Annotated in this window: 24 protein-coding genes; 14 read left to right on the forward strand and 10 right to left on the reverse strand. The window is 58.9% G+C overall.

Going from position 1 to position 26,872, the window contains the following annotated elements; all coding sequences use genetic code 11:
* Positions 1 to 5: 5 nt before the first annotated feature.
* From FN828_RS15245 to FN828_RS15265, 5 genes are all read left to right on the forward strand, one after another.
* A complete protein-coding gene (locus FN828_RS15245; RefSeq protein WP_142494300.1) occupies positions 6 to 983 on the forward strand; it encodes an ABC transporter permease in 978 nt (325 codons plus the stop codon).
* A gap of 79 nt (positions 984 to 1,062) precedes the next feature.
* Entirely contained in the window at positions 1,063 to 1,938 is an 876-nt protein-coding gene (locus tag FN828_RS15250) for an ABC transporter permease (RefSeq protein ID WP_142494301.1), read from the forward strand.
* On the forward strand, positions 1,935 to 2,909 hold the full coding sequence (locus FN828_RS15255; RefSeq protein WP_142494302.1) for an ABC transporter ATP-binding protein: 975 nt from the start codon (positions 1,935 to 1,937) through the stop codon (positions 2,907 to 2,909). Before FN828_RS15250 ends, FN828_RS15255 begins: the two co-directional genes overlap by 4 nt.
* Complete coding sequence (locus FN828_RS15260) at positions 2,906 to 3,877, forward strand: ABC transporter ATP-binding protein (RefSeq protein WP_142494303.1); 972 nt, start codon at positions 2,906 to 2,908, stop codon at positions 3,875 to 3,877. Before FN828_RS15255 ends, FN828_RS15260 begins: the two co-directional genes overlap by 4 nt.
* A gap of 148 nt (positions 3,878 to 4,025) precedes the next feature.
* Positions 4,026 to 5,222, forward strand: a complete 1,197-nt coding sequence (locus FN828_RS15265) for a pyridoxal-phosphate-dependent aminotransferase family protein (RefSeq protein ID WP_142494304.1) — start codon at positions 4,026 to 4,028, stop codon at positions 5,220 to 5,222.
* A 283-nt stretch (positions 5,223 to 5,505) separates the two neighbouring features.
* Here the strand turns inward: FN828_RS15265 and FN828_RS15270 are convergent, their stop codons facing one another.
* Entirely contained in the window at positions 5,506 to 6,294 is a 789-nt protein-coding gene (locus FN828_RS15270; RefSeq protein WP_142494305.1) for a crotonase/enoyl-CoA hydratase family protein, read from the reverse strand.
* Between the two features lie 116 nt (positions 6,295 to 6,410).
* Here FN828_RS15270 and FN828_RS15275 point away from each other — a divergent pair, with 116 nt between their 5' ends.
* Positions 6,411 to 7,517, forward strand: coding sequence for a pyridoxal phosphate-dependent aminotransferase (locus FN828_RS15275; RefSeq protein ID WP_142494306.1), 1,107 nt, complete (start codon positions 6,411 to 6,413; stop codon positions 7,515 to 7,517).
* A 207-nt stretch (positions 7,518 to 7,724) separates the two neighbouring features.
* Here FN828_RS15275 and FN828_RS15280 read toward each other — a convergent pair whose 3' ends face one another.
* Both FN828_RS15280 and truA read right to left on the reverse strand, forming a co-directional pair.
* On the reverse strand, positions 7,725 to 10,853 hold the full coding sequence (locus FN828_RS15280) for a valine--tRNA ligase (protein ID WP_142494307.1): 3,129 nt from the start codon (positions 10,851 to 10,853) through the stop codon (positions 7,725 to 7,727).
* 138 nt (positions 10,854 to 10,991) lie between these two features.
* Positions 10,992 to 11,759 (reverse strand): tRNA pseudouridine(38-40) synthase TruA, encoded by a 768-nt coding sequence (gene truA, locus FN828_RS15285; RefSeq protein ID WP_142494308.1) that lies wholly within the window; start codon positions 11,757 to 11,759, stop codon positions 10,992 to 10,994.
* A 197-nt stretch (positions 11,760 to 11,956) separates the two neighbouring features.
* On the opposite strand from truA, the gene FN828_RS15290 reads away from it, so the two are divergent.
* From FN828_RS15290 to FN828_RS15300, 3 genes are read left to right on the forward strand one after another with little or no spacing between them, the layout of a single operon-like run.
* Positions 11,957 to 13,375, forward strand: a complete 1,419-nt coding sequence (locus FN828_RS15290) for a YcjX family GTP-binding protein (RefSeq protein WP_185959043.1) — start codon at positions 11,957 to 11,959, stop codon at positions 13,373 to 13,375.
* On the forward strand, positions 13,372 to 13,824 hold the full coding sequence (locus FN828_RS15295) for a GNAT family N-acetyltransferase (RefSeq protein WP_142494310.1): 453 nt from the start codon (positions 13,372 to 13,374) through the stop codon (positions 13,822 to 13,824). The genes FN828_RS15290 and FN828_RS15295 overlap by 4 nt, the downstream gene beginning before the upstream one ends.
* Entirely contained in the window at positions 13,821 to 14,816 is a 996-nt protein-coding gene (locus tag FN828_RS15300; RefSeq protein ID WP_142494311.1) for a YcjF family protein, read from the forward strand. Before FN828_RS15295 ends, FN828_RS15300 begins: the two co-directional genes overlap by 4 nt.
* 173 nt (positions 14,817 to 14,989) lie before the next feature.
* Here FN828_RS15300 and FN828_RS15305 read toward each other — a convergent pair whose 3' ends face one another.
* Entirely contained in the window at positions 14,990 to 15,424 is a 435-nt protein-coding gene (locus FN828_RS15305) for an Lrp/AsnC family transcriptional regulator (protein WP_142494312.1), read from the reverse strand.
* Between the two features lie 135 nt (positions 15,425 to 15,559).
* On the opposite strand from FN828_RS15305, the gene FN828_RS15310 reads away from it, so the two are divergent.
* The 3 genes from FN828_RS15310 to FN828_RS15320 all read left to right on the forward strand — a co-directional run bounded on the left by FN828_RS15310 (position 15,560) and on the right by FN828_RS15320 (position 20,086).
* Positions 15,560 to 16,681, forward strand: coding sequence for a type III PLP-dependent enzyme (locus tag FN828_RS15310; protein ID WP_142494313.1), 1,122 nt, complete (start codon positions 15,560 to 15,562; stop codon positions 16,679 to 16,681).
* 71 nt (positions 16,682 to 16,752) lie between these two features.
* A complete protein-coding gene (locus tag FN828_RS15315; RefSeq protein ID WP_142494314.1) occupies positions 16,753 to 19,047 on the forward strand; it encodes a xanthine dehydrogenase family protein molybdopterin-binding subunit in 2,295 nt (764 codons plus the stop codon).
* Positions 19,028 to 20,086: a DUF2235 domain-containing protein gene (locus tag FN828_RS15320; protein WP_142494315.1), complete on the forward strand. Its 1,059-nt coding sequence runs from the start codon at positions 19,028 to 19,030 to the stop codon at positions 20,084 to 20,086. The genes FN828_RS15315 and FN828_RS15320 overlap by 20 nt, the downstream gene beginning before the upstream one ends.
* Before the next feature lie 45 nt (positions 20,087 to 20,131).
* Here the strand turns inward: FN828_RS15320 and FN828_RS15325 are convergent, their stop codons facing one another.
* Positions 20,132 to 20,611 carry a PaaI family thioesterase gene (locus FN828_RS15325; RefSeq protein WP_142494324.1) on the reverse strand — a complete coding sequence of 160 codons (480 nt, stop codon included), beginning with the start codon at positions 20,609 to 20,611 and terminating at the stop codon, positions 20,132 to 20,134.
* Between the two features lie 77 nt (positions 20,612 to 20,688).
* A complete protein-coding gene (metF, locus tag FN828_RS15330; RefSeq protein WP_142494316.1) occupies positions 20,689 to 21,555 on the reverse strand; it encodes a methylenetetrahydrofolate reductase [NAD(P)H] in 867 nt (288 codons plus the stop codon).
* Between the two features lie 97 nt (positions 21,556 to 21,652).
* On the opposite strand from metF, the gene FN828_RS15335 reads away from it, so the two are divergent.
* The gene (locus FN828_RS15335; protein WP_142494317.1) at positions 21,653 to 22,558 is read left to right on the forward strand and encodes a LysR family transcriptional regulator; all 906 of its coding nucleotides are present in this window, start codon (positions 21,653 to 21,655) and stop codon (positions 22,556 to 22,558) included.
* 188 nt (positions 22,559 to 22,746) lie between these two features.
* Positions 22,747 to 23,541 (forward strand): inositol monophosphatase family protein, encoded by a 795-nt coding sequence (locus FN828_RS15340; protein ID WP_142494318.1) that lies wholly within the window; start codon positions 22,747 to 22,749, stop codon positions 23,539 to 23,541.
* Positions 23,542 to 23,723: 182 nt separating this feature from the next.
* Here FN828_RS15340 and FN828_RS15345 read toward each other — a convergent pair whose 3' ends face one another.
* The 4 genes from FN828_RS15345 to FN828_RS15360 form a co-directional block, all read right to left on the reverse strand.
* Entirely contained in the window at positions 23,724 to 24,089 is a 366-nt protein-coding gene (locus FN828_RS15345) for a GFA family protein (RefSeq protein ID WP_142494319.1), read from the reverse strand.
* Positions 24,086 to 24,835 carry a rhomboid family intramembrane serine protease gene (locus tag FN828_RS15350; protein WP_142494320.1) on the reverse strand — a complete coding sequence of 250 codons (750 nt, stop codon included), beginning with the start codon at positions 24,833 to 24,835 and terminating at the stop codon, positions 24,086 to 24,088. The genes FN828_RS15345 and FN828_RS15350 overlap by 4 nt, the downstream gene beginning before the upstream one ends.
* Positions 24,836 to 25,056: 221 nt before the next feature.
* Positions 25,057 to 25,266 (reverse strand): hypothetical protein, encoded by a 210-nt coding sequence (locus FN828_RS15355; protein WP_142494321.1) that lies wholly within the window; start codon positions 25,264 to 25,266, stop codon positions 25,057 to 25,059.
* 563 nt (positions 25,267 to 25,829) lie between these two features.
* On the reverse strand, positions 25,830 to 26,642 hold the full coding sequence (locus tag FN828_RS15360) for a tyrosine-type recombinase/integrase (protein WP_185959044.1): 813 nt from the start codon (positions 26,640 to 26,642) through the stop codon (positions 25,830 to 25,832).
* Positions 26,643 to 26,872 lie beyond the last annotated feature (230 nt).

Genomic DNA, 26,872 nt, shown 5'->3' on the forward strand with positions numbered 1-26,872 from the left:
ATGTGATGAACGCATCTTTTTTGATACGACGGCTGGGCTTTGGCCTGTTGCTGATGCTGGGCGTGGTGGTTCTGAATTTCCTTCTGATCCGCTTGGCGCCGGGCGATCCTGCGGTGGTCATCGCGGGGGAAATGGGCGGCGCGACCAAGGAAATGCTGGACAGCATCCGGCAGGAATATGGGCTGGATAAGCCGGTTCTGACGCAGCTTTGGATTTATATCTCCAATGTCGCGCAGGGTGATCTGGGGCAAAGCTATTTCTTTAATCAATCGGTGGCGGGCCTGATTGCGCATCGCGTGGGGCCAACGATCCTGCTGGTGCTGTCGGCACAGCTTTTGTCTATCGCGCTTGGGGTGTTTTTGGGGGTGATTGCGGCGCGTAAACCAAATGGCGTGATGTCGGGCTTCGTGTCGATCTTTGCCACGATCGGCTATGCCGTTCCGGTGTTCTGGACCGGGATCATGCTGATTATCCTGTTTGCCAGCGTGCTGCCGATTTTCCCGGTGGAAGGGATGCAATCGGTAAAGCTGCGCGACGCCGGGTTTCTGGTGCAGGCGTTGGACGTGGCGCATCATCTGTTTCTTCCGGCCTTTACGCTGGCGGTGATCTATCTGGCGCAATACGCGCGGCTGTCGCGGGCCTCGATGCTAGAGGTGCTGGGATCGGATTACATCCGCACGGCCCGCGCCAAGGGGGCCAGTGAAAAATCGGTGCTGTTTAAACACGCGCTGCGCAATGCGGCGCTGCCCATTTTGACGGTGGCGGGGCTGCAATTCGGCAATCTGATTTCCGGCGCATTGCTGGTGGAATCGGTGTTCAACTGGCCGGGCATGGGGCGGCTGGCCTTCGATTCCATCCTGCGCCGCGATTATCCAACCATCATGGGCGTTTTGTTCTTTGCCAGCGCGATGGTGGTGATTGCCAATATCCTGACCGATCTGAGCTATCGCGTGGCCGATCCCAGACTGCGGGGGAAGGGCTGATGATGACAGGGCAGACTGGGGGCCAGCCCCCATACCCCCGGAGTATTTCGGGCAAGATGAAACCCAAGGGAGGCCGGACATGAGCGAACAGGACATCCTGAATGCCGGTGCAGAAAGCCCCGCATTAGAAGCATGGCGCATGTTCCGCCGCAATATCCCGGCGCTGTTCGGGGTGGTCATGCTGACGGTCATTGTGGCGGCCACGCTATATGGGACATTTTTTTACAGTGGTGATCCGTTTGAAATCGTCTGGGCGCCGCATGAAGTGCCGGGGGCAACGCCGGAATTTCCGCTGGGGACGGATTATCTGGGGCGGAACATCGTGGCGGGCATGTTGACCGGCGGCGGCCCAACGCTGGCAGTGGGCGCTGCGGCGGCGGCGATTACAATGGTGATTGGGATCGCACTGGGGGCGTTGGCCGGGTATTATGGCGGCTGGGTGGATAATCTGCTGATGCGGATCACCGAGTTTTTTCAAGTGTTGCCTGCGCTGTTGTTCGCAATGGTTTTGGTGACATTGCTGGACCCGACGCTGACCACGATTGCCTTTGCCATCGGGGTTGTCAGTTGGCCGCAAACTGCACGCCTGACACGGGCCGAGTTCCTGAAAATCAAAGAGCTGGAGTATGTCACTGCCGCTCGTGCCATCGGTGCGCGAAACAAGCGGATCATTTGGCGGGTTATCCTGCCCAATGCGATGCCGCCGCTGATCGTGTCGGCAACGCTGACCATCGGGGTGGCCATCCTGTTCGAAGCAGGCCTGTCCTTTTTGGGGCTGGGCGATCCCAACACGATGAGCTGGGGCCTGATGATCGGCGCGAACCGGGATTACATATTGGACGCGTGGTGGCCCGTGACCTTTCCGGGGGTGGCCATTTTCTGCACCGTTTTTGCCGTGTCGCTGATCGGTGACGGGCTGAACGACGCCTTCAACCCGAAATTGAGGGAAAGATGAGCGCATTACTTCAAATCAATGATCTGCGGGTGACGTTCCGTACCCGCTATGGCGAGGTGACGGCGCTGGATTCCGTGTCCTTGCATGTGAACGCGGGGGAAACGCTGGGCGTTGTGGGCGAATCCGGGTGCGGGAAATCCATCACGGCGCTGTCGGTGATGGGGCTGATCCCGCAACCGCCGGGCAAGATTGCGGGCGGTGAAATCCTGTTGAACGGCGAAGACCTGACCAAGGTCAGCGAAGCCCGGATGCGTGGTTTGCGTGGGTCCGAGGTGGCGATGATCTTTCAGGAGCCGATGACCAGCCTGAACCCGGTGTTTACCGTGGGCGACCAGATTGCCGAAGCCATCATGCTGCACCAAAAGGTCAGCGCCGATCAGGCGATGAAAGACGCGATTGCCCTGTTGGATCGGGTGGGGATTCCATCCCCGGACCGGCGGGCGCGGGATTTTCCGCATCAGCTATCCGGGGGGATGCGTCAGCGTGTCATGATTGCGATGGCCGTATCGTGTCGGCCCAAAGTGCTGATTGCGGATGAACCGACAACGGCGCTGGATGTAACGGTACAGGCGCAAATCTTTGACCTGCTGAATGAAATCCAACGCGATTTTGGCGCGGCGATTGTTTTGATCACGCATGACATGGGGGCAATCAGCGAAATGGCGGATCGGGTGGCGGTGATGTATGCGGGCCGCGTGATCGAAGACGCCAGCGCCGACGATGTTCTGGATATGCCTTTGCATCCCTATGCGCGGGGGTTGATCAATTGCATCCCGAATTTGGGCCGGGATGATGACAGTTTGGCTGAAATTCCGGGCGTCGTGCCGCCCTTGCATCTGTTGGGGGCGGGATGTGCCTTTGCGGATCGCTGCGCCCATAAAGCGCCGCGCTGCGCGGTGGAAAAGCCGCTGTTGATCAATCACGGCCACCACCCGGCGGCGTGTCACGCGGTCGAGGAGGGACGCCTATGAGCCTGCTATTGGATGTTCAGGATCTGACCGTTCGCTTTGCGCTGCCGCGTGCTGGCCTGTTTGCACCCCGTCATTATCTGGAAGCGGTCCGACAAGTGTCTTTCCAGCTAGAGGCGGGCAAGGCGCTGGGGATCGTCGGTGAATCCGGTTCGGGTAAGACAACAACGGCAATGGCCGCGATCCGCCTGACCGAGTCGTCCAGCGGTAAGGTCCTGTTCGAGGGGCAGGATTTGCTGACCCTGACGGACGAACAGATGCGCCAGCGTCGCCGGGATGTGCAACTGATCTTTCAGGATCCCTATTCATCGCTGAATCCACGGGCGCGGGTGGCTGATATCGTGCGCGAACCTATGGATTTGATGGACATCGGTACGATGGCTGAACGTCAGGCCCGCGTGGTGGAATTGTTCAAACTGGTGGGGTTGCGTCCCGATCAGTTGAACCTGTTCCCGCATCAGTTTTCCGGGGGACAACGGCAGCGGATTTCAATCGCGCGGGCGCTGACAACGAACCCCAGACTGCTGGTCTGTGACGAGCCGGTTTCCGCGCTGGATGTGGCGATTCAGGCGCAAATCCTGAACCTGCTGGCGCGGCTGAAATCGGAACTGGGCCTGTCTTATCTGTTCATCAGTCACGATCTGGGGGTGGTGCGCCATGTCTGCGATGATGTGGCCGTGATGTATCTGGGCAAGATCGTTGAAAAAGCGCCGAAAAAGGCGCTGTTCGATGCGCCGCAGCATCCCTATACGCAGGCGCTTTTGTCGGCGGCGCCGTCATTGGCGCGGCGCAAGTCGCGGGGCTATGTGCGTCCGCTGAAAATCAGCGGCGATCCTCCCAGTCCGATCAACCCGCCAAAGGGCTGTGCCTTTGCGGATCGTTGTCCGAAAGCGCAGGAGGTCTGCCGGCTGACCCAACCTGCGTTGCAGGCGGTGGGCGATACGGATGTCGCCTGCCATTTTCCCGGCTGAGGCGCGGGCAGGTGTCGCGGCGGAACCGGGCCAATCCTTAGGCATCGGCCCGGTTCTTTGACCGTTTGGTGCAATTCCGTGGTTTTGCGGAATTGACGCCGGATTGGGGGCGGATACTGTACATCGGTCGAAAGTACGGAGTTTCCCCATGAGCCTTGCCAACGGTCGTTCTTATCTGGCCATTCCCGGCCCCTCGGTCATGCCAGACGCAGTTCTGCGTGCCATGCACCGCGCCGCCCCCAATATTTACGAGGGCGAATTGGTCGACATGATGGATGGGCTGACCCGCGATCTGAAACGCGTGGCCCGGACCGATCAGAGTGTTGCGATCTATATCGGCAACGGCCATGCCGCATGGGAAGCCGCCCTGTCCAATGTCGTGGCCGCTGGCGACCGGGTGCTGGTTCCGGTGACAGGGCGGTTCGGACACGGCTGGGCAGATATGGCCGGTGGCTTGGGGTGTGATCTGCAAGTCATTGATTTTGGTCGTAAAACGCCGTTTGATCTGAACCGGGTCGAAGATGCCCTGCGTATGGATAAGGATCACAAGATCCGGGCGGTTCTGGCGACGCATGTCGATACCTCCAGTTCTGTGCGCAATGATATTGCCGGGCTGCGCAAGGTGCTGGATGCGGTGGGGCACCCTGCGCTTTTGATGGCGGATTGCATCGCCTCGCTGGGCTGCGACCTGTTTGAAATGGATGCGTGGGGCGTGGATGTGATGGTGGCCGCCGGCCAAAAAGGGCTGATGGTGCCGCCGGGTATCAGCTTTGTTTTCTTCGGGGACCGCGCGGCAAAGCAGCGGGCGGGGATGGAACGGGTCAGCCGCTATTGGGATTGGACCCCGCGCAGCCAGCCCGAATTCTTTTTCCAGTATTTCGGGGGAACGGCCCCGACCCATCACCTGTATGGGCTGCGGACCGCATTGGATATGATTCATGCCGAAGGCATTGAGGCGGTTTGGGCGCGTCATGCCGCCCTGGCCCGTGCGATCTGGGCTGCCGCCGATGCGTGGGGGCAGGGCGGTCCGATGGAACTGAATGTGGTCAATCCGGCAGACCGCAGCCATGCGGTGACATCTTTGCGGCTGGGCGCTCCTTACGGCACGGCGCTGCGTAAATGGGTGGAAACTCAGGTGGGATTGGTGCTGGGGATCGGTCTGGGGATGTCTGAACCGGGCGATCCGGCGGGGGACGGGTTCTTCCGTATCGGCCATATGGGGCATGTGAATGCCCAAATGGTGATGGGAATGCTGGGCAGCATTCAGGCCGGGTTGATCGCGCTGGACATCCCGCATGGAAGCGGCGCACTGGAGGCCGCCGCCGGGGTCATCGCTGCGGGATAAGGGGATGATTGGAAATCAGCCTGCGCCTGCGGCGGGCAGGGGGGGCGGCCCGTTGGGCCGCCTGTTTTCTGCTCATAGTATGGTGGACAAGGCGCTGGTTGGAATTGGATATTTTTACCAAGAAAGAACAGGTGGGCGGCCCCTGTGCACCGCTGGCCGCGACTGGCTGGGGCACTGGCCGGGGCAGGGCTGCAATTGCGTTTCTTTCTGATCGAAAATACTCGAAGCGCCACATACGCCGCGTGGTACTGCCCCTGACGCATCGCCCCTGCGGTCTGCCGTGTTATTTAAAATCCGGCGCCCGTTTTTGCATATTCGCCATGATTGCTTCCATTTGATGCGGTTTACCGATCAGCGCGGCCTGTTCGCGGCTTTCTTCCAGCAGCACCGCCGCCTCATCCGCGCCGCTTTCTGCGAAATCAGCCAAGCGTTTTGCCGCCCGCATGGCCGAGGGGCTTTTTTGCGCCAGGCGTCCGGCCAATTCCATCGCCGCTGCCAAGGGATCGTCAGATAGCTCTGTGACCAACCCCATTGCCTGCGCCTCGAGCGCGCCCACGGGGTCAGCGGTATAGACAAGTTTGCGCATCACATCCGAGCGCACCAGTTTCGGCAGGACGGCCATGCCGCCCATGTCCGGGACCAATCCCCATTTCATTTCCATCACCGACAGCCGGGTATCGGGATGCGCGATTCGAATGTCGGCCCCCAAAGCCAGTTGAATGCCCCCACCAAAGGCCACGCCATGCACTGCGGCGATTACCGGAACCGGCACTTGTGTCCAAACCATGCAAACCTGCTGGAACAGGTTGGCCGCCCCGTGGCTGCGGGGCATCAGTAGGGTTTCGGGGTCTTCGCCCGCGAATTTACCGAAATTCGACACATCCAGACCGGCGCAAAAAGCGGTGCCTTCGCCTGACAGCACCACGACTCGCACATCGTCGTTCGTTTTCAGGCTTTCGCCTGCTTCGACGATTGCTTCGATCATCGCGTTATCCAACGCATTCATTTTATCGCCACGGGTCAGGGTCACGCGGGCAATGTGGTTTTCGATCTCTACGGATACGCGGGCCATGTCTTTTCCTCCATCATGCGGCGGCAGTATCGTCGAAATCGGACTGATTGCCACAGAAACGTCAGGGCACGCTTAGCATCTTGCTCACGGCACCGGCTTGCGTTTATCTGGCGGCCATGACCGGACCTCGATATACCCCGCTTGTTGCCTCGCTTCCTGCCACCGTGCCGTTCGTCGGCCCCGAGGCACAGGAACGTATGAATAATCGCCCGTTCAAGGCGCGTCTTGGGGCGAATGAAAATGTCTTTGGCCCTTCGCCTCGTGCAATTGCCGCGATGCAAGAGGCATCGGCGGATCAGTGGATGTATGGCGACCCGGAATCCCATGATCTGCGCGCAGCACTGGCCGCGCATCATGCCATTCGCCCCGAAAACATCGTGGTCGGCGAAGGCATTGACGGGCTGCTGTGCTATCTGGTCCGGCTTGTGATCGAACAAGGCGATGCGGTTGTCACGTCCGACGGGGCTTATCCCACGTTTAATTATCATGTCGCGGGATTTGGCGGGGTGCTGCACAAGGTTCCCTATCGCGATGACCACGAAGACCCCCGCGCCTTGTTCCGTAAGGCGGCCGAGGTGGGGGCGAAGCTGGTCTATCTGGCTAATCCGGACAACCCGATGGGGACATGGCACAAAGGCGCGGATATCGTCGCCGCGATGGAAGACCTGCCAGCGGACACATTGTTTATTCTGGACGAGGCCTATGTTGAATTCGCGCCCGAAGGCACTTCGGCGACGGTGGATATCGAAGACCCGCGCCTGATCCGTATGCGCACCTTTTCCAAGGCCTATGGGCTGGCCGGGGCGCGGGTGGGTTACGCGCTGGGGGCGGAACCGCTGATTACCGCCTTCAATAAAATCCGTAACCATTTCGGTATGAACCGGGCCGCGCAGATCGGGGCCTTGGCCGCGCTGGAAGATGTTGCCTATTTGGCGCAGACGGTGGGCAATGTCACAGCGGCCCGCAATCGTATTGCTGCCATTGCACAGGCCAACGGGCTAAGCGCCCTGCCTTCGGCCACCAATTTCGTTGCGGTGGATTGTGGCGGCGATGGCGATTTTGCCCGGCGGGTGTTGTCTGAACTGGTGGCGCGTGGGGTTTTCGTTCGGATGCCTTTTGTCGCGCCACAGGACCGCTGTATTCGGATCAGCGCCGGACGGCCCGAGGATCTGAATCTTCTGGAAACGGCCTTGCCCGCCGCGCTGACCGCAGCCCGCAGCTAAATCACCGCCTAGTTTGATCCCAAGGTGCGCCTTTGGCGCGCTTTATACTTCGTTGTCCGCCTGCGGTGTCCGCCGGGTGAGGGGCCGTGTCATTTCAGCCAAGCGTGATTGGCCACCGTTGCGCCATGAGTATTTTTAGCAAGATGAAAGCGGGCATAGAAAAAGGCGGCCCCAAGGGACCGCCTTTGTTTTAAAGCAGACGTAGCATCAGCCCAGTTCAGTCAGACGGGCCAATGCGGCTTTCAGCTTTGTTTCTTCTTCTTCGCGCAGGGCCAGATTTTCGCGGGTTTCGGCAACCACCTCGTCCGGGGCGCTTTCGACGAATTTGGGGTTCTTCAGACGCCCACGCAGACCGCCCAGTTCCTTGGCCAGTTTGCCCAGTGCCTTTTCCAAGCGGGCCTTTTCTTCGTCCACGTCGATGATGTCGGCCAGCGGCAGGCCAAAGGTGCCGCCTTCGACCGGGATCGTCGCGGTGCCTTTGGGGAAGTCCGCCACATCGGTCAGGCTGTCGATCCGGGCAAGGCGCTTGATCAGCACCTCGTTGCGGTCCCATGCGGCGCGGCCTGCGTCGTCCAGCCCTGTGACCAGCATCGGCACATACAGACCCGCAGGCACATGCATTTGCGCACGGGCAGAGCGGACTTCTTCGATCAGGGTAATCACCCAGTTCATTTCCTTGTCCGCGCCTGCGTCGATCAGGTCCGCGCTGGCATATTCGGGCCAATCGGCATGGACCAGCATCTTGGGCCGGTCGCCGGTGACGGACCATAGTTCTTCGGTGATGAAGGGCATGACGGGGTGCAACAGGATCAGGCATTGATCCAGAACCCAGCCCATGACGGCGCGGGTTTCGGTCTTTTCGGCGTCCGATCCATCCATCAGCAGCGGTTTGGACAGTTCCACATACCAGTCACAGACCTTGCCCCAGACAAAGGCATAAAGCGCATTTGCCGCATCATTAAACCGATAGGCGGTCAGGGCTTCGTCTACGGCTTCGCGCACGCGGGCGGTTTCGCCGATGATCCATTTGTTCACCGTGGCGGTTGCCGTTGGGATGCCGGATGCAGGGGCGCCGTTTTCATAGACACCGTTCATTTCCGCGAAGCGGGTGGCGTTCCAGATCTTGGTGCCGAAGTTGCGGTAGCCTTTGATCCGGTCCTCGGACAGTTTCAGCACGCCGCCGATGGCCGCCATCGACGCATTGGTAAAGCGCAGCGCATCGGCGCCGTATTCGTCGATGATTTCCAGCGGGTCGATGACGTTGCCCGTGGTTTTCGACATTTTCTTGCCCTTCTCGTCGCGGACAAGCTGATGCAGGTAAACGGTGTGGAAGGGGATGTCATCAACCACGGCCAGTTGCATCATCATCATCCGCGCCACCCAGAAGAACAGGATGTCAAAGCCGGTGATCAACACATCGGTGGGGAAATATTTCGCCAGTTCCGGGGTTTGTTCGGGCCAGCCCAGCGTGCCAATCGGCCACAGACCGGAAGAGAACCAAGTGTCCAGAACATCGGGGTCGCGCCAGACCGGATAAACCAGCTTGGTCGGGTCTTGGTCGATAGCATAGTGAGCCAGCGATTCCGCGAAGGCATGGATGGCGGCGTGCTTGTCCGCGACTTCGATCACCTGCGCATGAGACAGCGGCGCGGGGATGCGTGCGTTATCATCGACGAACTTTTCTGTCACAGCGTCGAAGGATGCGGCACAGTGCGATACGTCCCCCCGGTGCAGCATTCCGCCTTCGTTTAGCAGGCGGCCCAATTCGACGACATCCAGATCACCGTCGCCTTCGTCATCGGTGAAATCCTCGGCTGCCAGATACAGACCATACCACACCGGGATCTGATGCCCCCACCACAACTGGCGGCTGATGCACCACGGTTCGATGTTTTCCAGCCAGTGATAATAGGTTTTTTCGCCGCTCTCAGGGATAATCTTGGTCTTTCCCGAGCGCACGGCCTCCAATGCGGGTTCCACGATTTTCGTGGTTTCCACGAACCACTGGTCCGTCAGCATGGGTTCGATCACAACCTTGGAACGGTCGCCAAAAGGCTGCATGATCGGTTTGTTTTCCACATAAGGCACGGTCACCTGGACCTCGTTGCCTTCGTCATCCTTTTGGATTTCGGTGGTGGTCACGGCCAGACCCTCGTCGGTGATCTGTTGCACGACCAGTTTTCGCGCCTCGAACCGATCCAGCCCGCGTAATTCATCGGGGACAAGGTTCAACCCGTCCACTTGCATTTCGGTGAAGGTCGCGCCGCTGCTGAATTTCTGCGCTTGCAGAGCGGATTCAGCGTAATCCGGTCCGTCCGCCCGCATATGCCCGCGCGTGTCCAGCAAACGATACATCGGGATATTGCCGCGTTTGGCCACCTGATAATCGTTGAAATCATGTGCGCCGGTGATTTTCACCGCGCCCGACCCAAAGCTGGGATCGGGGTATTCGTCGGTGATGATCGGGATCAGACGGCGGTGTTCCTTCGGTCCCACCGGAATTTCGCACAGTTTGCCCACGATGGGGGCATAGCGTTCATCGCTGGGATGCACGGCCACAGCGCCATCGCCCAGCATGGTTTCCGGGCGCGTCGTAGCGATCGAGATATAATCCCGCGTTTCGCGCAGGGTAACGTTCCCGTCTTCATCCTTTTCGATGTATTCATAGGTTTCGCCACCGGCCAGCGGGTATTTGAAGTGCCACATGTGGCCGGGGGTTTCGATGTTTTCGACCTCCAGATCGGAAATCGCGGTTTCGAAATGCGGGTCCCAGTTCACCAGACGCTTGCCGCGATAGATCAGGCCCTTGTTATACATTTCCACAAAGACCTTGATCACGGCATCGTGGAAATTCCCGTGCTGATCGGATTCCGGTGCGCCGGGTGCGCCCGACATGGTAAAGGCGTTGCGCGACCAGTCACAGGACGATCCCAACCGTTTCAACTGGTTGATGATCGTATCGCCATATTGGCCTTTCCATTCCCAAACTTTTTTCAAGAAGTCATCGCGGCCCATGTCGCGGCGGCCGGGCAGGTTTTGCGCGGCCAGCATTTTTTCCACCTGCAACTGGGTGGCAATCCCGGCATGGTCCTGTCCGGGCTGCCAAAGCGTGTCAAACCCACGCATCCGGTGCCAGCGGATCAGAATATCCTGAAGCGTGTTGTTGAACGCATGGCCCACATGCAGCGCCCCGGTGACGTTGGGGGGCGGGATCATGATGCAAAAGGTTTCAGCCCGGCGGGCATTTGCCCCGGCCTTGAAGCATCCTGCTTTTTCCCAGGCTTCGTACAGGCGGCTTTCGGCTTCGGCCGCGTCGAAGGTCTTTTCCATCGCCATGATCCAGAACTCGCGTCAGATTTTCGTTGCTGACCCATCTAGCGAATTGGACCGGGAAGGGAAAGCGGCTTGTCCAAAAGGAACGCCCCTTGCGCCTATTATATCCAGTACCCGGTTCGTTGCCGTGTTTCCGGGGCGTTAATCGAATGGATTATCCGGGTAGCCGACCCCGGACAGGTATAGCCCTTGTGGCGGGCAAACCGGGCCACAGGCCGCGCGATTGCACGCTTCTAGGGCGGTTTTCACGTCTTCGGGTGCCCATGCCCCGGCCCCGACGCGTTCCAATGTGCCGACAAAGCTGCGCACCTGATTGTGCAGAAACGACCGCGCGCGCAGGAAAAACCTGATTTCGGGGCCAGACCAGCCCTCGACCCGGTCTATGCGCAGCTCATCCAGCGTTTTGACCGGGCTGGCGGCCTGACAGATCGAGGACCGGAAGGTGGTGAAATCGTGTTTACCCAGCAAATACTGGGCAGCTTCGCGCATTGGGTCTGGGTCCAGTTGGTGCTGGATTTGCCAGACCAGACCGGCATCATGGGTGGCCGGGGCGCGGCGCATCAACAGACGGAACGTGTACTGACGTTCGACCGCGGAAAACCGGGCGTGCCAGTCATCGGCTACCTGCACGACCTTGCGTATGGCGACGGGCTGGGGCTTCAGATGGAAATTCAGGGCTTCGGACAGGCGGAAGGGATCCCAGTCTTTCGTCAGGTCGCAATGGGCCACTTGCGCCAGCGCATGAACCCCCGCATCGGTGCGTCCGGCGGCGGCGATTGTGTGGGGGCCGGGTTCCAGCTTGGCCAGCGCGGCTTCGATCGCCCCCTGAACCGAGGGCTGATCGGCCTGCCGCTGCCATCCGGCAAATGGCGCTCCGTGATATTCGACCAACATTGCAAATCTGGGCATGGGCGGGCCATATCGCGATTCCACCGGACCGAAAAGCCCCCGTTCGTGGCGCGAAAGCCATCGCTTCGGAAAACATTATAATTTCTGCTTAAATGTCGATCTTTGGACAAATTTCGGGGATATGTACGGGGGCGCTTCCTTGCGCGGGCAAGGATGCCTATCTTGAACGGGCAACGGTATAACAAAGGGTAATGGGTGTGGGACTGACCGATTGGGCTGATGGGCTGACCCGAGGGGTTGAAGCCATCGGTGACAGTATATCGGAAACCTTTTTTGAACCTGTGATCCGGTTGGGGGTTACAGGATTGGCGCGGTCGGGGAAGACTGTTTTCATCACGTCGCTTGTGGCCAATTTGCTGGATCGGGGCAGGGTGCCCGGATTGCTGGCCGCTGCCGAGGGGCGGATCGAAGCGGTGTATCTGCAACCGCAACCTGACGACACGATCCCGCGCTTTGAATATGAAACCCATCTGACGGCCTTGACCGGGCCAGCGCCACATTGGCCGGACAGCACCCGATCCGTCAGCGAATTGCGCCTGTCGCTGAAAGTGCGCCCCACGGGGTTGCTTTCGGGTCTGTCGGGCGTGCGCACGATCCATCTGGATATTGTGGACTACCCCGGCGAATGGCTGCTTGACCTTGGGTTGATGGACAAAAGCTATGCCGAATGGGCCAGTGAAACCTTGGACCGACTGGCGCGGCGGGATATGGCGCAGGACTATTTGGTGCGGTTGCGGGCCACCGATCCACAAGCCGAACATGATGAAGCCACAGCGCAGGGATTGGCGCAGGCTTTTACCGACTATCTGACCGCCGCGCGGGTGGCCGGGTTTTCCGATTGTACGCCCGGGCGGTTCCTGTTGCCGGGCGATCTGGCGGGCAGTCCGGTGCTGACCTTTGCGCCGATGGTGGCCGAGGCCGCATCGAAACGCGGGTCGCTGCTGCGGGAAATGGAGCGGCGGTTCGAGGCGTATAAAGCCCGCGTGGTAAAACCGTTTTTCCGGGACCATTTTGCACGGATCGACCGGCAGGTGATATTGGTTGATGCGCTTGGGGCCATTCATAATGGCCCGCAGGCGGTAGAAGATTTGCGCCACGCGATGTCTGATATTCTGTCTGCCTTCCGGCCGGGCAAAAGCGCGTTCCTGTCGCGGTTGCTGCTGGGGCAAAAGGTGGGGAAAATACTGTTCGCGGCGACCAAGGCCGATCATCTGCATCATACGCAACACGCCCGCCTGACCGCGATCATGGAGGCGTTGACCCGTGATGCCCGCGACCGGGCCGATTTTGCCGGGGCGCAGACGGCGGCGTTGGCGATAGCGTCGATCCGGGCCACGACCGAAGATACCATGCCCCACGAGGGGCGCCAGCTAGAGGTGGTGCGGGGCACCCTGCTGGAAACTGGGAAACGCGCGGCTTTTTATCCCGGTGCGCTGCCCGAAGACCCCGCCCGATTGTTATCCCCCGCCCGAGCCGGAGAAGAAAAATGGCTGGACGCCGATTACAGGATTATGTCCTTCGCCCCCGCGCCCCTGTCGCTGAAACCGGGCGAGGGGCCGCCGCATATCCGGCTGGACCGGGCGGCGCAATTTCTGATCGGGGATCGGTTGTCATGACTGGGGCGGCGCAGACCCCTGTTCGTGCGCGGGTGTGGCATGTGCCGATGCTGCTGAGCATCCTGTGGATACATACGCGATTTGCGGGGGGCGTCGGGCGCGGCTGGCTGACCGATGCGCAACTGATGGCGCAGGTGGTCCTGCGGGGCTGGGTGCGCTTTCTACAGGATGAGAAGGGCATCGCGGGATTTATCATCCGGGATGCGTCACGGGTGCATGGGTTATATGTGCATCCGCGGGCGCAGGGGTATGGGATCGGGCGGCGGTTGCTGAACGATGCCAAAACACAGGTGGGCCGTCTGGAGCTTTGGACCTTGCAAAGCAATCATTTGGCGCGGGCCTTCTATTTGGCGCAGGGCTTTGCCGAAGTCGCGCATACCTCGGGCGAGGGCAATGACGAAGGGCTGCCCGATGTGCAGCTTGTCTGGGAAAAGGAGCGGCTGGCATGACGAAAGGCCCGGTCCTGATTGATCTTGAAGACACCGCCCCGGCAGAGGGGCCGGATACCGCCCCGCCGGTTCCCGATCTGACCCCGCCCGAGGGCGCGGCGATGCACAAGGTTGTCGCTATGGCTGCGCGGCCTGCTGGCGGGGCAGGGCTGGCGCGCTGGTTCTGGGGGCTTGGGCTGTCGCTGCTGGCGGCGGTGCTGTCTGTCGCGGCATGGGATTTTGCCACCGGGCTGATCGAGCGGATGCCGCTGCTGGGATTTGCGGTGACGGCGTTGATCGTTGCGTTTTTGTTGGTCTTGGTGATCGCAGCATTGCGGGAATTGGCTGCGTTCAGCCGTCTGGCGCGACTGGATAACTTGCATCGGGCGGCGACCGAAGCAAAGGCCGATAAAAACCTGTCTGGGGCGCGGGATGTCACGCGGCGGTTAGAGGCGCTTTATGCCGGGCGGGCAGAATTGGATTGGGCGCGTGCGAATTTTGCCGAACGCAAGGACGACCAATTCGATGCGGATGCCCTGCTGGAACTGGCCGAAGCGACATTGCTGGCCCCGCTGGATCAGGCTGCCCTGCGCGAGGTCGAGGCGGCGGCCCGGCAGGTTGCGACGGTGACAGCGTTGGTGCCCTTGGCATTGGCCGATGTTTTCGCGGCGCTGGCCGCGAATTTACGGATGATCCGCCGGGTGGCGGAAATTTACGGTGGTCGCGCGGGAACATTGGGAAGCTGGCGGCTGACGCGAGCGGTGATGACGCATCTGGTGGCCACTGGTGCCGTGGCGGTGGGGGATGACCTGATCGGATCGTTGGCCGGGGGTGGTTTGTTGTCCAAACTGTCCCGCCGTTTTGGCGAAGGCGTGGTGAATGGCGCTTTGACGGCACGGGTTGGCGTGGCGGCAATCGAGGTTTGCCGGCCGCTGCCATTTTCCCGCACCAAACGCCCGTCCGTTACCGCATTGGTGCGGCGCGCACTGACTGGGTTGTTTGGACAAGAGTGACCCGACCGGGGCTGATTGAAATCAGCCTTCGCCTGCGGCGGGCGGGGTCGCGGCCCGGTGGGCCGCGCAGTGACGCACCATAAAGCTATGCGTGGGGCGAAAGGGCGGAATTGGATATTTTTACCAAGAAAGAACCAAGGTTGCGGGGCTTTGACCCCCGTTGGCGGGCCGTTTCAGAGGCGGCGATCAATCTTCGTTGATAAGTGGATCAGGCTTTCTGAACTTTTTACACCCTGTGCGTCACCGATTTTGTCCAGCAGGTCATCCAGTTCCTCGGTCGTGTCGGCGGCCACCTGTACGATCATGTCAAAGCGGCCACTGGCGTTATGGACGGCTTCGACCTGTGGCAGGGATTTCAGGCGGGACAGGATCGCCGCGCTGGCCCGAGGTTCCGCGCTTAGCAGAACCGTCGCCCGAACGCGGGGGCGCAGGGATGCCCCAAGCCGCAGGGTATAGCCTGCGATGGTGCCGTTATTTTCTAGCTTATCCAATCGTGCCTGAACGGTGGTGCGGGCCAAACCAAGGCGGCGGGCCATCGTGGCCACGGGCATCCGGGCGTTTTCGGCCAGCAGGGCCAGCAATGCAGCATCTGTTTCGTCACTTAGCATGAATATATCCTGCGATTTGGCGATAATTTTCGTCACAATAGGCGGAATACCTATCCAGATCGACTGTAAATTCTTGCATTGTGAAGAAAATCAGCGGGCTGGCCCCGCAATTCAACAGGACAAGGACTCCACTATATGCGCGCGGAACCCTATTGGCTGGACCCGTTGACCCATCTGAAACGCCATCGCCCGGATCATGCGGTGATGTATTTCAGCCCCTTGGTGCTGCAAGCGCAGGCGCGGCGGTTTCTGGATGGGTTTCCGGGATTGGTGACTTATGCGGTCAAGGCCAATACCCGCCCCGAAGTGCTGGTTAATCTGGTGGCCGCCGGTGTGACGGCCTTTGACGTGGCCTCGCCCGCTGAAATGCAGGCCGTGCGCGAGGTCTGCCCCGATGCGGTGCTGCATTACAACAACCCGGTGCGCACCCCCGAAGAAGTGCAGGCCGCGCTGCGGTATGGGGTGACGTCTGCCTCGGTCGATGCGCTGTCTGAACTGGATAAGCTGGCCCCGCTGGGCGCGATCGAGGTCAGCGTGCGCCTGGCGCTGCCGGTGACGGGGGCGGCCTATGATTTCGGGGAAAAATTCGGGGTCGGCCCGGATGCGGCTGTTGACTTGTTGCAAGAGGTCGCGCGGCGTGGCTATCGCCCGGCGATTACCTTTCATCCCGGTACGCAATGTCGGGATCCCGAGGCATGGGTCGCCTATATTCGTGTGGCGGCGGATGTGTCGCGGCGGGCGGGTGTGTCGCTTGCGCGGTTGAACGTGGGGGGCGGGTTTGCATCGCACTGGCGGGGACCAGCGCCAGATTTGGAACGGGTTTTTACACGTATCCAAGACGCAGTGACCGAAGGTTTCACATCCCCGCCCGCATTGGTGTGCGAACCGGGGCGGGCCTTGGTGGCCGAAGCCTTTACGCTGGCCACGCGGGTGAAGGCCCTGCGCCCGAATGGGGCGGTGTTCCTGAACGATGGCATTTACGGCGCATTGTCGGAATTGCGTGATATTTGCGGCAATGACCGGGTGCAGGTTTACGCCCCTGACGGCACCCCACGCCAAAGCGCGGGGATCAAGCGCGTTGCTTTTGGTCCGACGTGTGACAGTCTGGATCGTTTGCCGGAGCCGATTGCCTTTCCTGCCGATACGACCGAGGGCGATTATGTGCTGTTTTCCGGCATGGGGGCGTATTCGCTGGCGATTGCCACCCGGTTCAATGGCTATGGTTTGGGCGATCCGGTGACGGTGGCGGCGTTGTAATCGGCGCGCCCTCTGGACAGTTGCGGCTGACAGGCTAATCTCGGACCCTGAGGGAAGCGAGAGGACGCCAGATGGAAAAATTCGGGAAAAGTCAGTCGGTCACGCGGGTCGAGGATCTGCGGTTTCTGACCGGCCACGGCGGGTATGTGGATGATGTTGCGCCCGAAGGGGCACTTTATGCCTATGTGATGCGGTCGCCGGTGGCCCATGCCACGATTACAACCTTGGATACGCAGGACGCTGAACAGGCCGATGGAGTGCGGCTGGTTTTGACCGGGGACGGGATGCAGGCGGCAGGCATTACTGCAAGCATCTGGGGTGTAACGATCAAGAACCGGGACGGATCAGACGCCGCCAGCCCATACCGCCCGGTATTGGCCACGGGCAAGCTGCGCTATGTCGGGGAACCTGTGGTGATGATCGTGGCGGAAACGTTGGATCAGGCGCGGGATGCGGCAGAGCTGATTGAGCTGGATTACGATGAATTGCCCGCCAAAATGGATTTGGCGCGGGGTGGGGCTGCGGTGCATGACGATGTGCCGGACAATCTGGCCTTTGACTGGGATATGGGGGACGAAGCGGCCTGTCAGGCGGCGTTTGATCGCGCGGCCAAGGTCGTGCGGATGGAGGTGGGCGATAACCGGGTTATCGTGAACGCGATGGAACCGCGCGGCTGCTATGCCGAATGGGATGGCACCCGCCTGCATGTATGTTTCAACGGACAGGGCGTTTGGGGGCCGAAAACGCATTTCGCCAATGTGCTGAAGCTGGAGCCGGAAAATGTGCGCGTCACCATGCCCGATGTGGGCGGTGGCTTTGGCATGAAATCCCCGGCTTATCCCGAATATTACGCCTGCGCCCATGCCGCGATGCTATTGGGCCTGCCGGTGCGCTGGATGTCCGACCGGACCGAGGCGATGCTGTCCGACCATCATGGCCGCGATCTGGTCAGCGAGGCGGCGCTGGCCTTTGATGAAACCAACAAGATCATCGGGTATCGGGTGGATACGCGGTGTAACCTTGGGGCGTATAATTCCAATTTCGGGCAGATCATCCAGACCACGCTGTTTTCGCGGGTGCTGATGGGAACCTATGATGTGCAAGCCACCTATTTGCGGGCCGAGGGGTATTACACCAATACCGTTTATGTGGATGCCTATCGCGGGGCTGGCCGCCCCGAGGCGATTTATGTGCTGGAACGCATGATGGACATGGCCGCCCGTGAATTGGGGGTGGACCCGTGGGAATTGCGGCGGCGCAATTTCATTCCGGTCGCCAGTTTCCCATACAAGGCCGCGACGGGGGAAACCTATGACGTGGGCGATTTTTCCCGCGTTCTGAACCACGCCGACAGTTTCGCGGATCGCAGCGGTTTTGCCGCGCGCAAACAGGCCAGTGCCGCGCAGGGAAAATTGCGCGGGATCGGATTGTGTTACTATATAGAAAGTATTCTGGGTGATCCTTCGGAAGGCGCGAAAGTCGAGTTTAACGAGGATGGCACCGTGACGATCTATGTCGGCACACAATCGAATGGGCAGGGGCATGAAACCGTTTATGCCAAGTTCCTGTCGGATCAGACCGGGATTCCGTTCGACCTGATTCAGGTGGTGCAGGGGGACAGTGACCGGATCGCCCAGGGTGGTGGCACCGGGGGATCGCGGTCCGTAACCGTGCAAACCAATGCCACATTGGCAACCGTGGCGAAAATGGTGCAGGCGTTTACCCCTTATCTGGCGGAAAAGATGGGGGTTGATGCGGATCAGATCAGCTTTGACGATGAAACATTCCGCGCGCCGGGATCGAATCTGACGCCGACCTTTGTCGAAGCGGCGGCGATGGCGCGGGCCGATGGCCGCACCGATCTGTTGACGCATGAAGACCGTGCCACCCTGCCAGCGCGTTCTTTCCCCAACGGTGCCCATGTGGCCGAGGTCGAAGTAGACCCCGAAACCGGCAAAACCGATCTGGTGCGCTACACCGTGGTGGATGATTTCGGCAATTTGATTAATCCGATGCTGGCCGAAGGTCAGGTTCACGGCGGTATTGCGCAGGGGGCCGGGCAGGCCTTGTTGGAACAGACCGTCTATGACGAGGACGGGCAGCTTTTGACCGCAACCTTTATGGATTACGCGATGCCGCGCGCGGCTGATATGCCGTTTTTCCGATTTGAAACCGAACCAGTCCCGTCCACCGCCAACCCGATGGGGATGAAAGGCTGCGGCGAAGCCGGGACCGTGGGGGCGATGGCCGCAACCACGAATGCTGTGCTGGATGCGCTGTGGGACAGCGGGGTGCGCCATGTGGACATGCCGCTGACGCCATCCCGTGTCTGGGGTTATCTGCAAGATGTTTCGCAGACTGGGTAAACGCCTGTTTGGCTGGGCATGGCCCGGCCAACGCGAAGGTCACAGCGCCCCGCAACCTACGGGGCGGGGGGCGCTGTGCCATGTCATCATTCTGGATGGCACGATGTCGTCGTTGCAGGCTGGTGAAGAAACCAATGCGGGGCTGACCTATCGCCTGTTGTCTGAAATCGGTGCCCCCGTGTCGGTCTATTACGAGGCGGGGATACAGTGGCAGGATTGGCGCAACACCGCCGATGTTTTGATGGGGCGGGGGATCAACCGGCAGATACGTCGTGCCTATGGCTATCTGGCCAGCCGCTACCGCCCCGGCGACCGGATTTTCCTGATGGGATATTCGCGCGGGGCTTATGCGGTGCGGTCACTGGCCGGGGTGATTGATAATGTGGGGTTGCTCAGACCTGAACACGCAACAGAGCGACAGATTACGCTGGCCTATCGCCACTATCAGACCATGCAGGGCAGCCCGGCGGCACAAGTGTTTTCAGCGCGCTATTGTCATGAGCGGGTTGATATTGAAATGGTCGGGGTGTGGGACACGGTGAAATCGCTGGGCCTGCGTTTGCCGGTGCTGTGGCAATGGTCAGAACCCCATCACTCTTTTCACAATCACGCGTTGGGGGCTGCGGTAAAGCACGGCTATCATGCGCTGGCGCTGGATGAAACGCGCGAAGTGTTCACGCCGATTCTGTGGGAATGTGGGTCTGACTTTACCGGAACGCTGGAACAGGTCTGGTTTGCCGGGGCGCATGGCGATGTCGGCGGTCAGGTCGGGGATTATCCAGCCGCGCGTGGGTTGTCCAATATTCCGCTGGTCTGGATGCTGGACCGTGCCGAAAACTGCGGCTTGCCGTTGCCAACAGGGTGGCGCGGTCGGTTTCCCTGTGATCCCAATGCCCCTGCGATGGGGACGTGGCGGGGATGGGGAAAAATGTTCCTGCTGCGCCAGCGTCGGACTGTTGGCGCTGATCCGTCAGAGCGTGTTCATGAAACGGCAGCCGCGCGATCTCAGACAGGGTTGCCGCTGTGGCACCCTGTCTGATTAGCGGGTCGGATGGTTCGGCCCTGATCCGTTGCCCTGATGGGGTTAGGCAACCTTCATCACAATACAGGTGGTCGATCCGGTGGCATATAGTTTGCCATCCTGAACACCGCGAATTTCGCCGTTAGCAATCCCCGTGGAACGGCCCACATGCTGCGCCAGACCAATGGCTTCGACCTGCATACCCAGCGGAATCGGGCGCAGGATGTTGATCTTGTATTCCAGCGTCGTATAGGTGCTGCCCTTTGGGACTTTGGTCATGACTGCGCAGGCCATGCAACTGTCCAGAACCGTGCCATACCAGCCGCCATGCACGGTTCCCATCGGGTTCGCCATGCTAAACAGGGGCGTTCCAACGAACACCACGCGGCCTTCTTCGACTTCGGTCACGTCATAGTTCAGCAAATGCGCGATGGGTGGCCCAACCGTTTCCCCGCGCAACATTTTCTGCATGGCTTCTAACCCGGTCTGTTCCAGCATCTCCTGCGGAGAGGGCAGATCTTCGGGTGTCACAGCATGTTTCATGGCGGTCATGGCCGCGCCTCCCTCATGTATTTCACATGTGAAGAGTGGCGCGGCACCGCCGGGCGGGCAAGAGCCTGTTACGCAACGTTTTCCAGATTGACCTTGGGTGTAACGCCCAGTGCATGACAGACATCGCGTGTCAGTTCCGGGCGGTTCAGCGTATAGAAATGCAGGCTGTCCACTCCGCCATCAATCAAATCGCTGCACAATTCGCTGCACAGGGCGGTTGCCAGCAAGTCCTGACGCCCGTCGCGTTCGGCTTTTTCAAACGCATCGTCCAGCCATGCGGGTACATCCGTGCCACAGCGGCGGGCAAAGTTGCGCGCGCCTTTCCAGTTTTCAATCGGCAGGATGCCGGGGATGATCGGCTTGTCGATCCCGGCTTTGGCGCAGGCATCGCGGAAGCGAAAGAACGTATCCGCCTCGAAGAAGAACTGGGTCAGGGCTTCGTCCGCGCCTGCATCGAATTTGCGCTTCAGATATTCCACATCCGCAGCATGGCTTCCTGCTTCGGGGTGTTTTTCAGGATAGGCACCAACGCGGATTTTGAACTTCCCGGTCGCGGCCAGCGCTTCGATCAATTCAACAGAATTGGCGAAGCCTTCGGGATGGGGCTGGAATGCACCGGATCCTTTGGGCGGGTCGCCGCGCAGCGCCACGATTTCATTGACGCCCGCTTCGGCGAACTGATCCGCGATGGCCAGCGTTTCAGCCTTGGTGGCGTTTACACAGGTCAAATGCGCCGCAACATTCAGGCCAGAATGTTTGTGAATGGTTGCCACGGCATCGCGGGTCAGGTCGCGGGTGGTTCCCCCGGCACCGTAGGTCACGGATACGAAGCGCGGGGCCAGTGGGGCCAGAACCTGTACCGTATCCCACAGGCGGAACGATGCCTCCAGATTTTGGGGCGGGAAGAATTCGAACGAAATAGCGGGCGCGGTCATCGGGTGTATCCATCTTTTGAACTTGTCCCCTTGTCGCAGATTTTCCTTTGTGAGACAACTTCATAAAATTGAAGATCAACATGAGGATCGTTCATAAATGCATATCGAGATTCGCCACCTGCGCACGATCAAGGCCATTCATGACGCTGGGGGAATGGTCCGGGCGGCGGATCAGTTGAATATCACGCAATCGGCCCTGTCCCATCAGATCAAGCATCTGGAGGATCAAACCGGGGTCGAATTGTTTATTCGCCGCTCTAAACCGCTCAAGCTGTCGGCGGCGGGAATGCGGCTGTTGCGGGCGGCGGAGAAAATACTGCCGGAACTGGCCGCGCTGGAGGAAGAATTCAAAGGCATCATTACCGGCAAGGCGGGGCGTCTGCATATCGCCATTGAATGCCATGCCTGTTTTGAATGGCTGTTCCCGGTGTTGGAACAATTCCGCAAGGCATGGTCCGATGTGGATGTGGATATTCGCCCGAACCTGGCCTTCGATGCCTTGCCCGCATTGGTCAAGGAAGAGGTGGATTTGGTCATATCCTCGGACCCCGAGGATATTCCGGGGGTCGAGTTTATTCCCCTGTTCGATTATTCGCCGGTTTTCGTGGCATCGTCACAGCATCCATTGGCGCAGAAAGACTATATCGAGGCCGAGGATTTTCGCGGCGAAACCCTGTTTGCCTATCCGGTGGATCGGTCCCGGCTGGACATCTTCAACATGTTGCTGAAACCCGCCGGGGTGGAACCTGCCAATATTCGCCGTGTGGAACTGACAGCGATGATCTTGCTGTTGGTGGCCTCTAACCGTGGGGTGGCAGTGCTGCCGGATTGGGTGGTGCGTGAGGTCAAGTATAATTCGGATTACGTGACCCGCCCGCTGACCAAAAACGGGCTGACCCGCAGGCTTTACGCGGCTGTGCGCAGCGAGGACGCTACACATCCGTATTTCGCGCATTTTATCCGATTGGCCCGAACCGAGCCGGTCAAGCTTCAGCGTCAGTAAGGGCTTGCGTTTGTCCCTGTTTTTTGGGTGATATTACCGCCAGAGGCCAAGGCAGGGGATCATGGTGAAATTGCCCGTTCCGGGGATGGATGCCAGCGCCACGGAAACAAGGGAAAATCCCGCCTTATCCCTTGGCAAACAGGGCTGCGGACGCTATAGGCGCGGCTTGGACAATCAGGAGCCGACCGATGCAAGGCAGTGCAAATCTTAACATCATGATCAAGGCCGCGCGCAAAGCGGGCCGTTCGCTGGTGAAAGACTTCCGCGAAGTTGAGAATTTGCAAGTGTCGATGAAAGGCGCGGGCGATTTCGTATCCAAGGCCGATCTGGCAGCGGAACGCATCCTGAAAGACGAATTGATGGGCGCACGCCCCACCTATGGCTGGATCGCCGAAGAGGGCGGCGAAGACGCCGGGCAAGACCCGACCCGCCGCTGGATTGTCGACCCGCTGGATGGCACCACCAATTTCCTGCACGGCCTGCCGCATTGGGCAATCTCGATCGCGTTGGAACACAAGGGCCAGATCGTTTCCGCTGTGATCTATGACGCCGCCAAAGACGAAATGTTCTATGCCGAAAAAGGCATGGGCGCGTGGCTGAACGATTCCAACCGTCTGCGGGTTTCGGGCCGCAACCGGATGATTGAATCGATCTTTGCAACTGGCATCCCCTTTGCCGGGAAACGCACCTTGCCCGCCACATTGCAGGATTTGGCCCGGATCATGCCCGAATGCGCCGGTGTCCGTCGGTTCGGATCAGCCGCATTGGATTTGGCCTATGTCGCCGCAGGCCGCTACGATGGGTTCTGGGAACGCGAACTGAACGTTTGGGATATTGCGGCCGGTACGCTGATCGTAACCGAAGCCGGGGGCATGATCGGCCCGATCCGCGATGGTCATGATCCGCTGGAACATGGCGATATCGTTGCCGCCAATGGCGAGATTTTTGAGCGCTTCGCCAAGATCGTGCGCGCCCGCGACTGATAGCCCGTAGGGTGGGCGAGGCGAAGGCGTTGCACACCTGTTTGGGCGTTCGTCCCTTGGCTAAGGTGGCGCATTGGATATTTTTGCCAAGAAAGAACAGACAGAAAGGCAACCTGTTTCAAAGGTTGCCTTTTTTATTTTGTGAACATCAGCAGACCCGCGTCCTTGCGGTGTGTGGTGGATCAGGTGCGATCACTGGGATGGTTCACGCCATCAGTCCACAGGACTTCGCCCAAATCGCGGGGATTGACCCCTTCCAGCGCGGCCACGTTCACGCCGTATTGGGTGGGGTCTGATCGGCGTTTATGGTGGGTGTAAATCCCACAGACCGAACAAAAATAGTGCTTCGCTGTATTCGTTCCCCATTGGTACAGGGTCAGCTTATCCGCACCTTTGACGATCTGAACGCCATCCAGCGGCGCTGAAACGGCAATCGCCCCACGGCGGCGGCAAAAGGAACAGTCGCAGCGGCGGGCGGTGTTGAACCCGTCCGTCAGATCAACTTTCAATTCCACAGCGCCGCAATGGCAGGTTAGTTTGTGGCTCATTTTCTGCGTCTCCTGACGATGGGAATGGAACTGGCCGAGAAGTTATAATGCGCAGCAGGATGCGGCGGTTGTCCCGCGGTGCGACCCCAGTATCCCCGCCCGCCACGTCGCAGCCACAGGGGCAATGTCAGCACAAAGCCGATCACAAAGCCCCCGGCATGTGCCCAATAGGCAACGCCCCCTGTGCTGGGGTCGGCTGTGGTTCCGGCGAAAAGCTGAATGACAAGCCACAGGCCCAGCATGACCCATGCGGGCACTGAAAACACCCGGAAAAAGACGACGAAGATAAACAGAATGTCGATTTTTGCCTTGGGAAACAGCAGCAGGTAGCCGCCCATCACCCCGGCAATAGCGCCTGATGCTCCCACGGTCGGCACCATAGAGCCGGGGGCAGACACCACATGGGCCAAGGCCGCCCCCAGCCCAGAGGCCAGATAAAACAGCAGGAAGCCGACGTGGCCCATTTCGTCTTCCATGTTGTCGCCAAATATCCACAGGAACAGCATATTCCCTGCCAGATGCATAAAACCGCCATGCAGGAACATGGTGGTGATCAGGGTTTCATACCCGCCCCCGCTGCTGATCCGGGCCGGGATCAGGGAATATTGCGCAAAGAATGCGTTCAGCGCAGGGGGATTGGAAAATAGGCTGACATAGCTAAGGAACACGCCAATGTTCACAGCGATCAACGCATAGGTGACATAGGGTGTTTGCTGGGACGGGTTATGGTCGCGTATCGGGATCATGGGGGGACGATCTGGTCTTTTGGCAGTGGCGTCAAGCGGGGATCGTTCGGCGTGCCTTTACACCCCCGTTTGTTTCGCTATTGTCCGCGCCAGTGTTGTGCGGGCGTGGTGGAACGGTAGACACAGGAGACTTAAAATTCTTGTCGTTCTGAATTATTTCATTTAAAAACAACAAGTTTTGTGTCGTATCGTGCTTTGATAGACTTTTAGTAGACGGTATTTTAAAGTTTCCCTCCCCAACGTTTATGTTGTCGTCCATAAGTATCGGTGATCGTAAGCAGGGGTTTCTGCCCTGATCGTCCGGAAAGACGAACAAGTTCACCATCCAAAAGCATTCCAAGTGCATCTGGGTTAGATGTTAGGAAACTACCTTCATCATAGCGAACAGCTTGGATTCCTCGAAGTGCAGCACGATCAACAATGTGGTTCATGATTTCCTCATGACGTGGATGCCAGTGGCTTCCGTCCGTAAGCAAATTCCAATTCTTCGAAGGGGCAGGGGTATCCCCAAAGAAAATGTCCCAGTGATGGTGTGGCGCTTCAATGGTTAGCAGGGAAGGTTTCACAAACCCCAACAGGGCAATCTTGTTGAATGGAACTTCGCTGTGAGAACCATCACGATAAACCGTCCCATATTTGGTTGAGACCGTTGGCAATGCTCTTGGTGTGGTAATCTCAACAGGCTTGGTAATGAATTTAGCTGATGGAGTTTTAAATTCTGGTCGGAGTTCAAATTTGTTCTGGCCCTTTGAACGAAGCAGGACCGACCCAGTTATGCGACCAAGTTGGGATCAGTATGGCTAGCCTGTACCGGATCATTGAGAAGCATAACACGACACAGGAAGGTTAATCTGTCGTCAGCCCAAAGGCCCCGTCTGTCTCTGTCGTAGATGGGGCATGGGACCCTTGGAATCATGGGCGCTGAATCCAGATTCCGAATGCAACGCCACACATATCCGACGACAAAAAAAAAGATTTTGGATTGGCCCAGCGCCTATTGGTCTAGGTCTAGTATTCCGGGGTTTCTGAACTCGTAATAGTTCGGGAATGCCGCTATGATTTGGTCCTGAAAAATCCCGTTTTTGTCTTCACCTCTATAATCAGCGTCAATCCCTTGGTTGTCATCCTTGCCCATGAGGTATGACATAAGTTGACTCTGATACAGTTGGTACATTCGGCGCAGGCTGGGCAGTTTAGCCAAGTTGCCCCCTAGATAGCTCTTTGTCGTTACACCAACAGGTGTGTGATTTAAGGCCATACCGATCTGATGGGGATCAATTCCAGCTAGTGAAGAGTGTTCCGCAAAAGTTCTTCGTAAGTCGTGGGTTGTCCAATCTCCAAGAAAGCCTGTTTCCCGTGACTCTTTGAGCCGGATTTTAAGGCGGTCGTCGGTTAACAAGAACACCCTGTCTTCAGGTTCGGCGTCTGACCTCCGCCGACTAGCCAAGACGTCTGTTATCATGCCGACATTCGGAATTGTATGATCCCGTTTGTTTTTCGTGTTCAGGAACGTAATTTCACGTTCTTTAACGTCTTTCCAGCAAAGGTTCAGGGCCTCACTTTTACGACAACCTGTCAGCAGGACGAACAACAAAAAGGATACATGGTCCGGGCTACGTGGATCAGCGGCCCAAGCTGACCGTCCAAAGCTGGCAATCAAACCCTTAATCTGATCTGAGCGTAGGAACGTATTCCGGGGTTCTGATGAAAATGATACCCCGTTTCTTTTACCAGCTACAGAGATCGGGTTGGGGATCACCCCAGCATAGTTGAATAGTGCCTTTAGTGTACGGAAACCGCTGTTCACGTAGTCAACACTTTTCCCAGACCGAACCAGTTCTGTGTACTTGTCCGTCACCATATGGGATGAAATTGCGTTTACAGGCATTAATGCCCAGTCTGAGAACAGACTTTTTGTTTGTTGCCTGTACTTCGCCGCAGTGTAAGCTTACGCCGAGGGCCGTCTGGCGGGCTGATTTCGCGAGGGTTTAACGAGTGTCCTTATGGACGCACACGAAGACACCCCCCGCATTGAAG

Source organism: Thalassovita litoralis, assembly GCF_900182725.1.
Lineage (GTDB): Bacteria > Pseudomonadota > Alphaproteobacteria > Rhodobacterales > Rhodobacteraceae > Thalassobius > Thalassobius litoralis.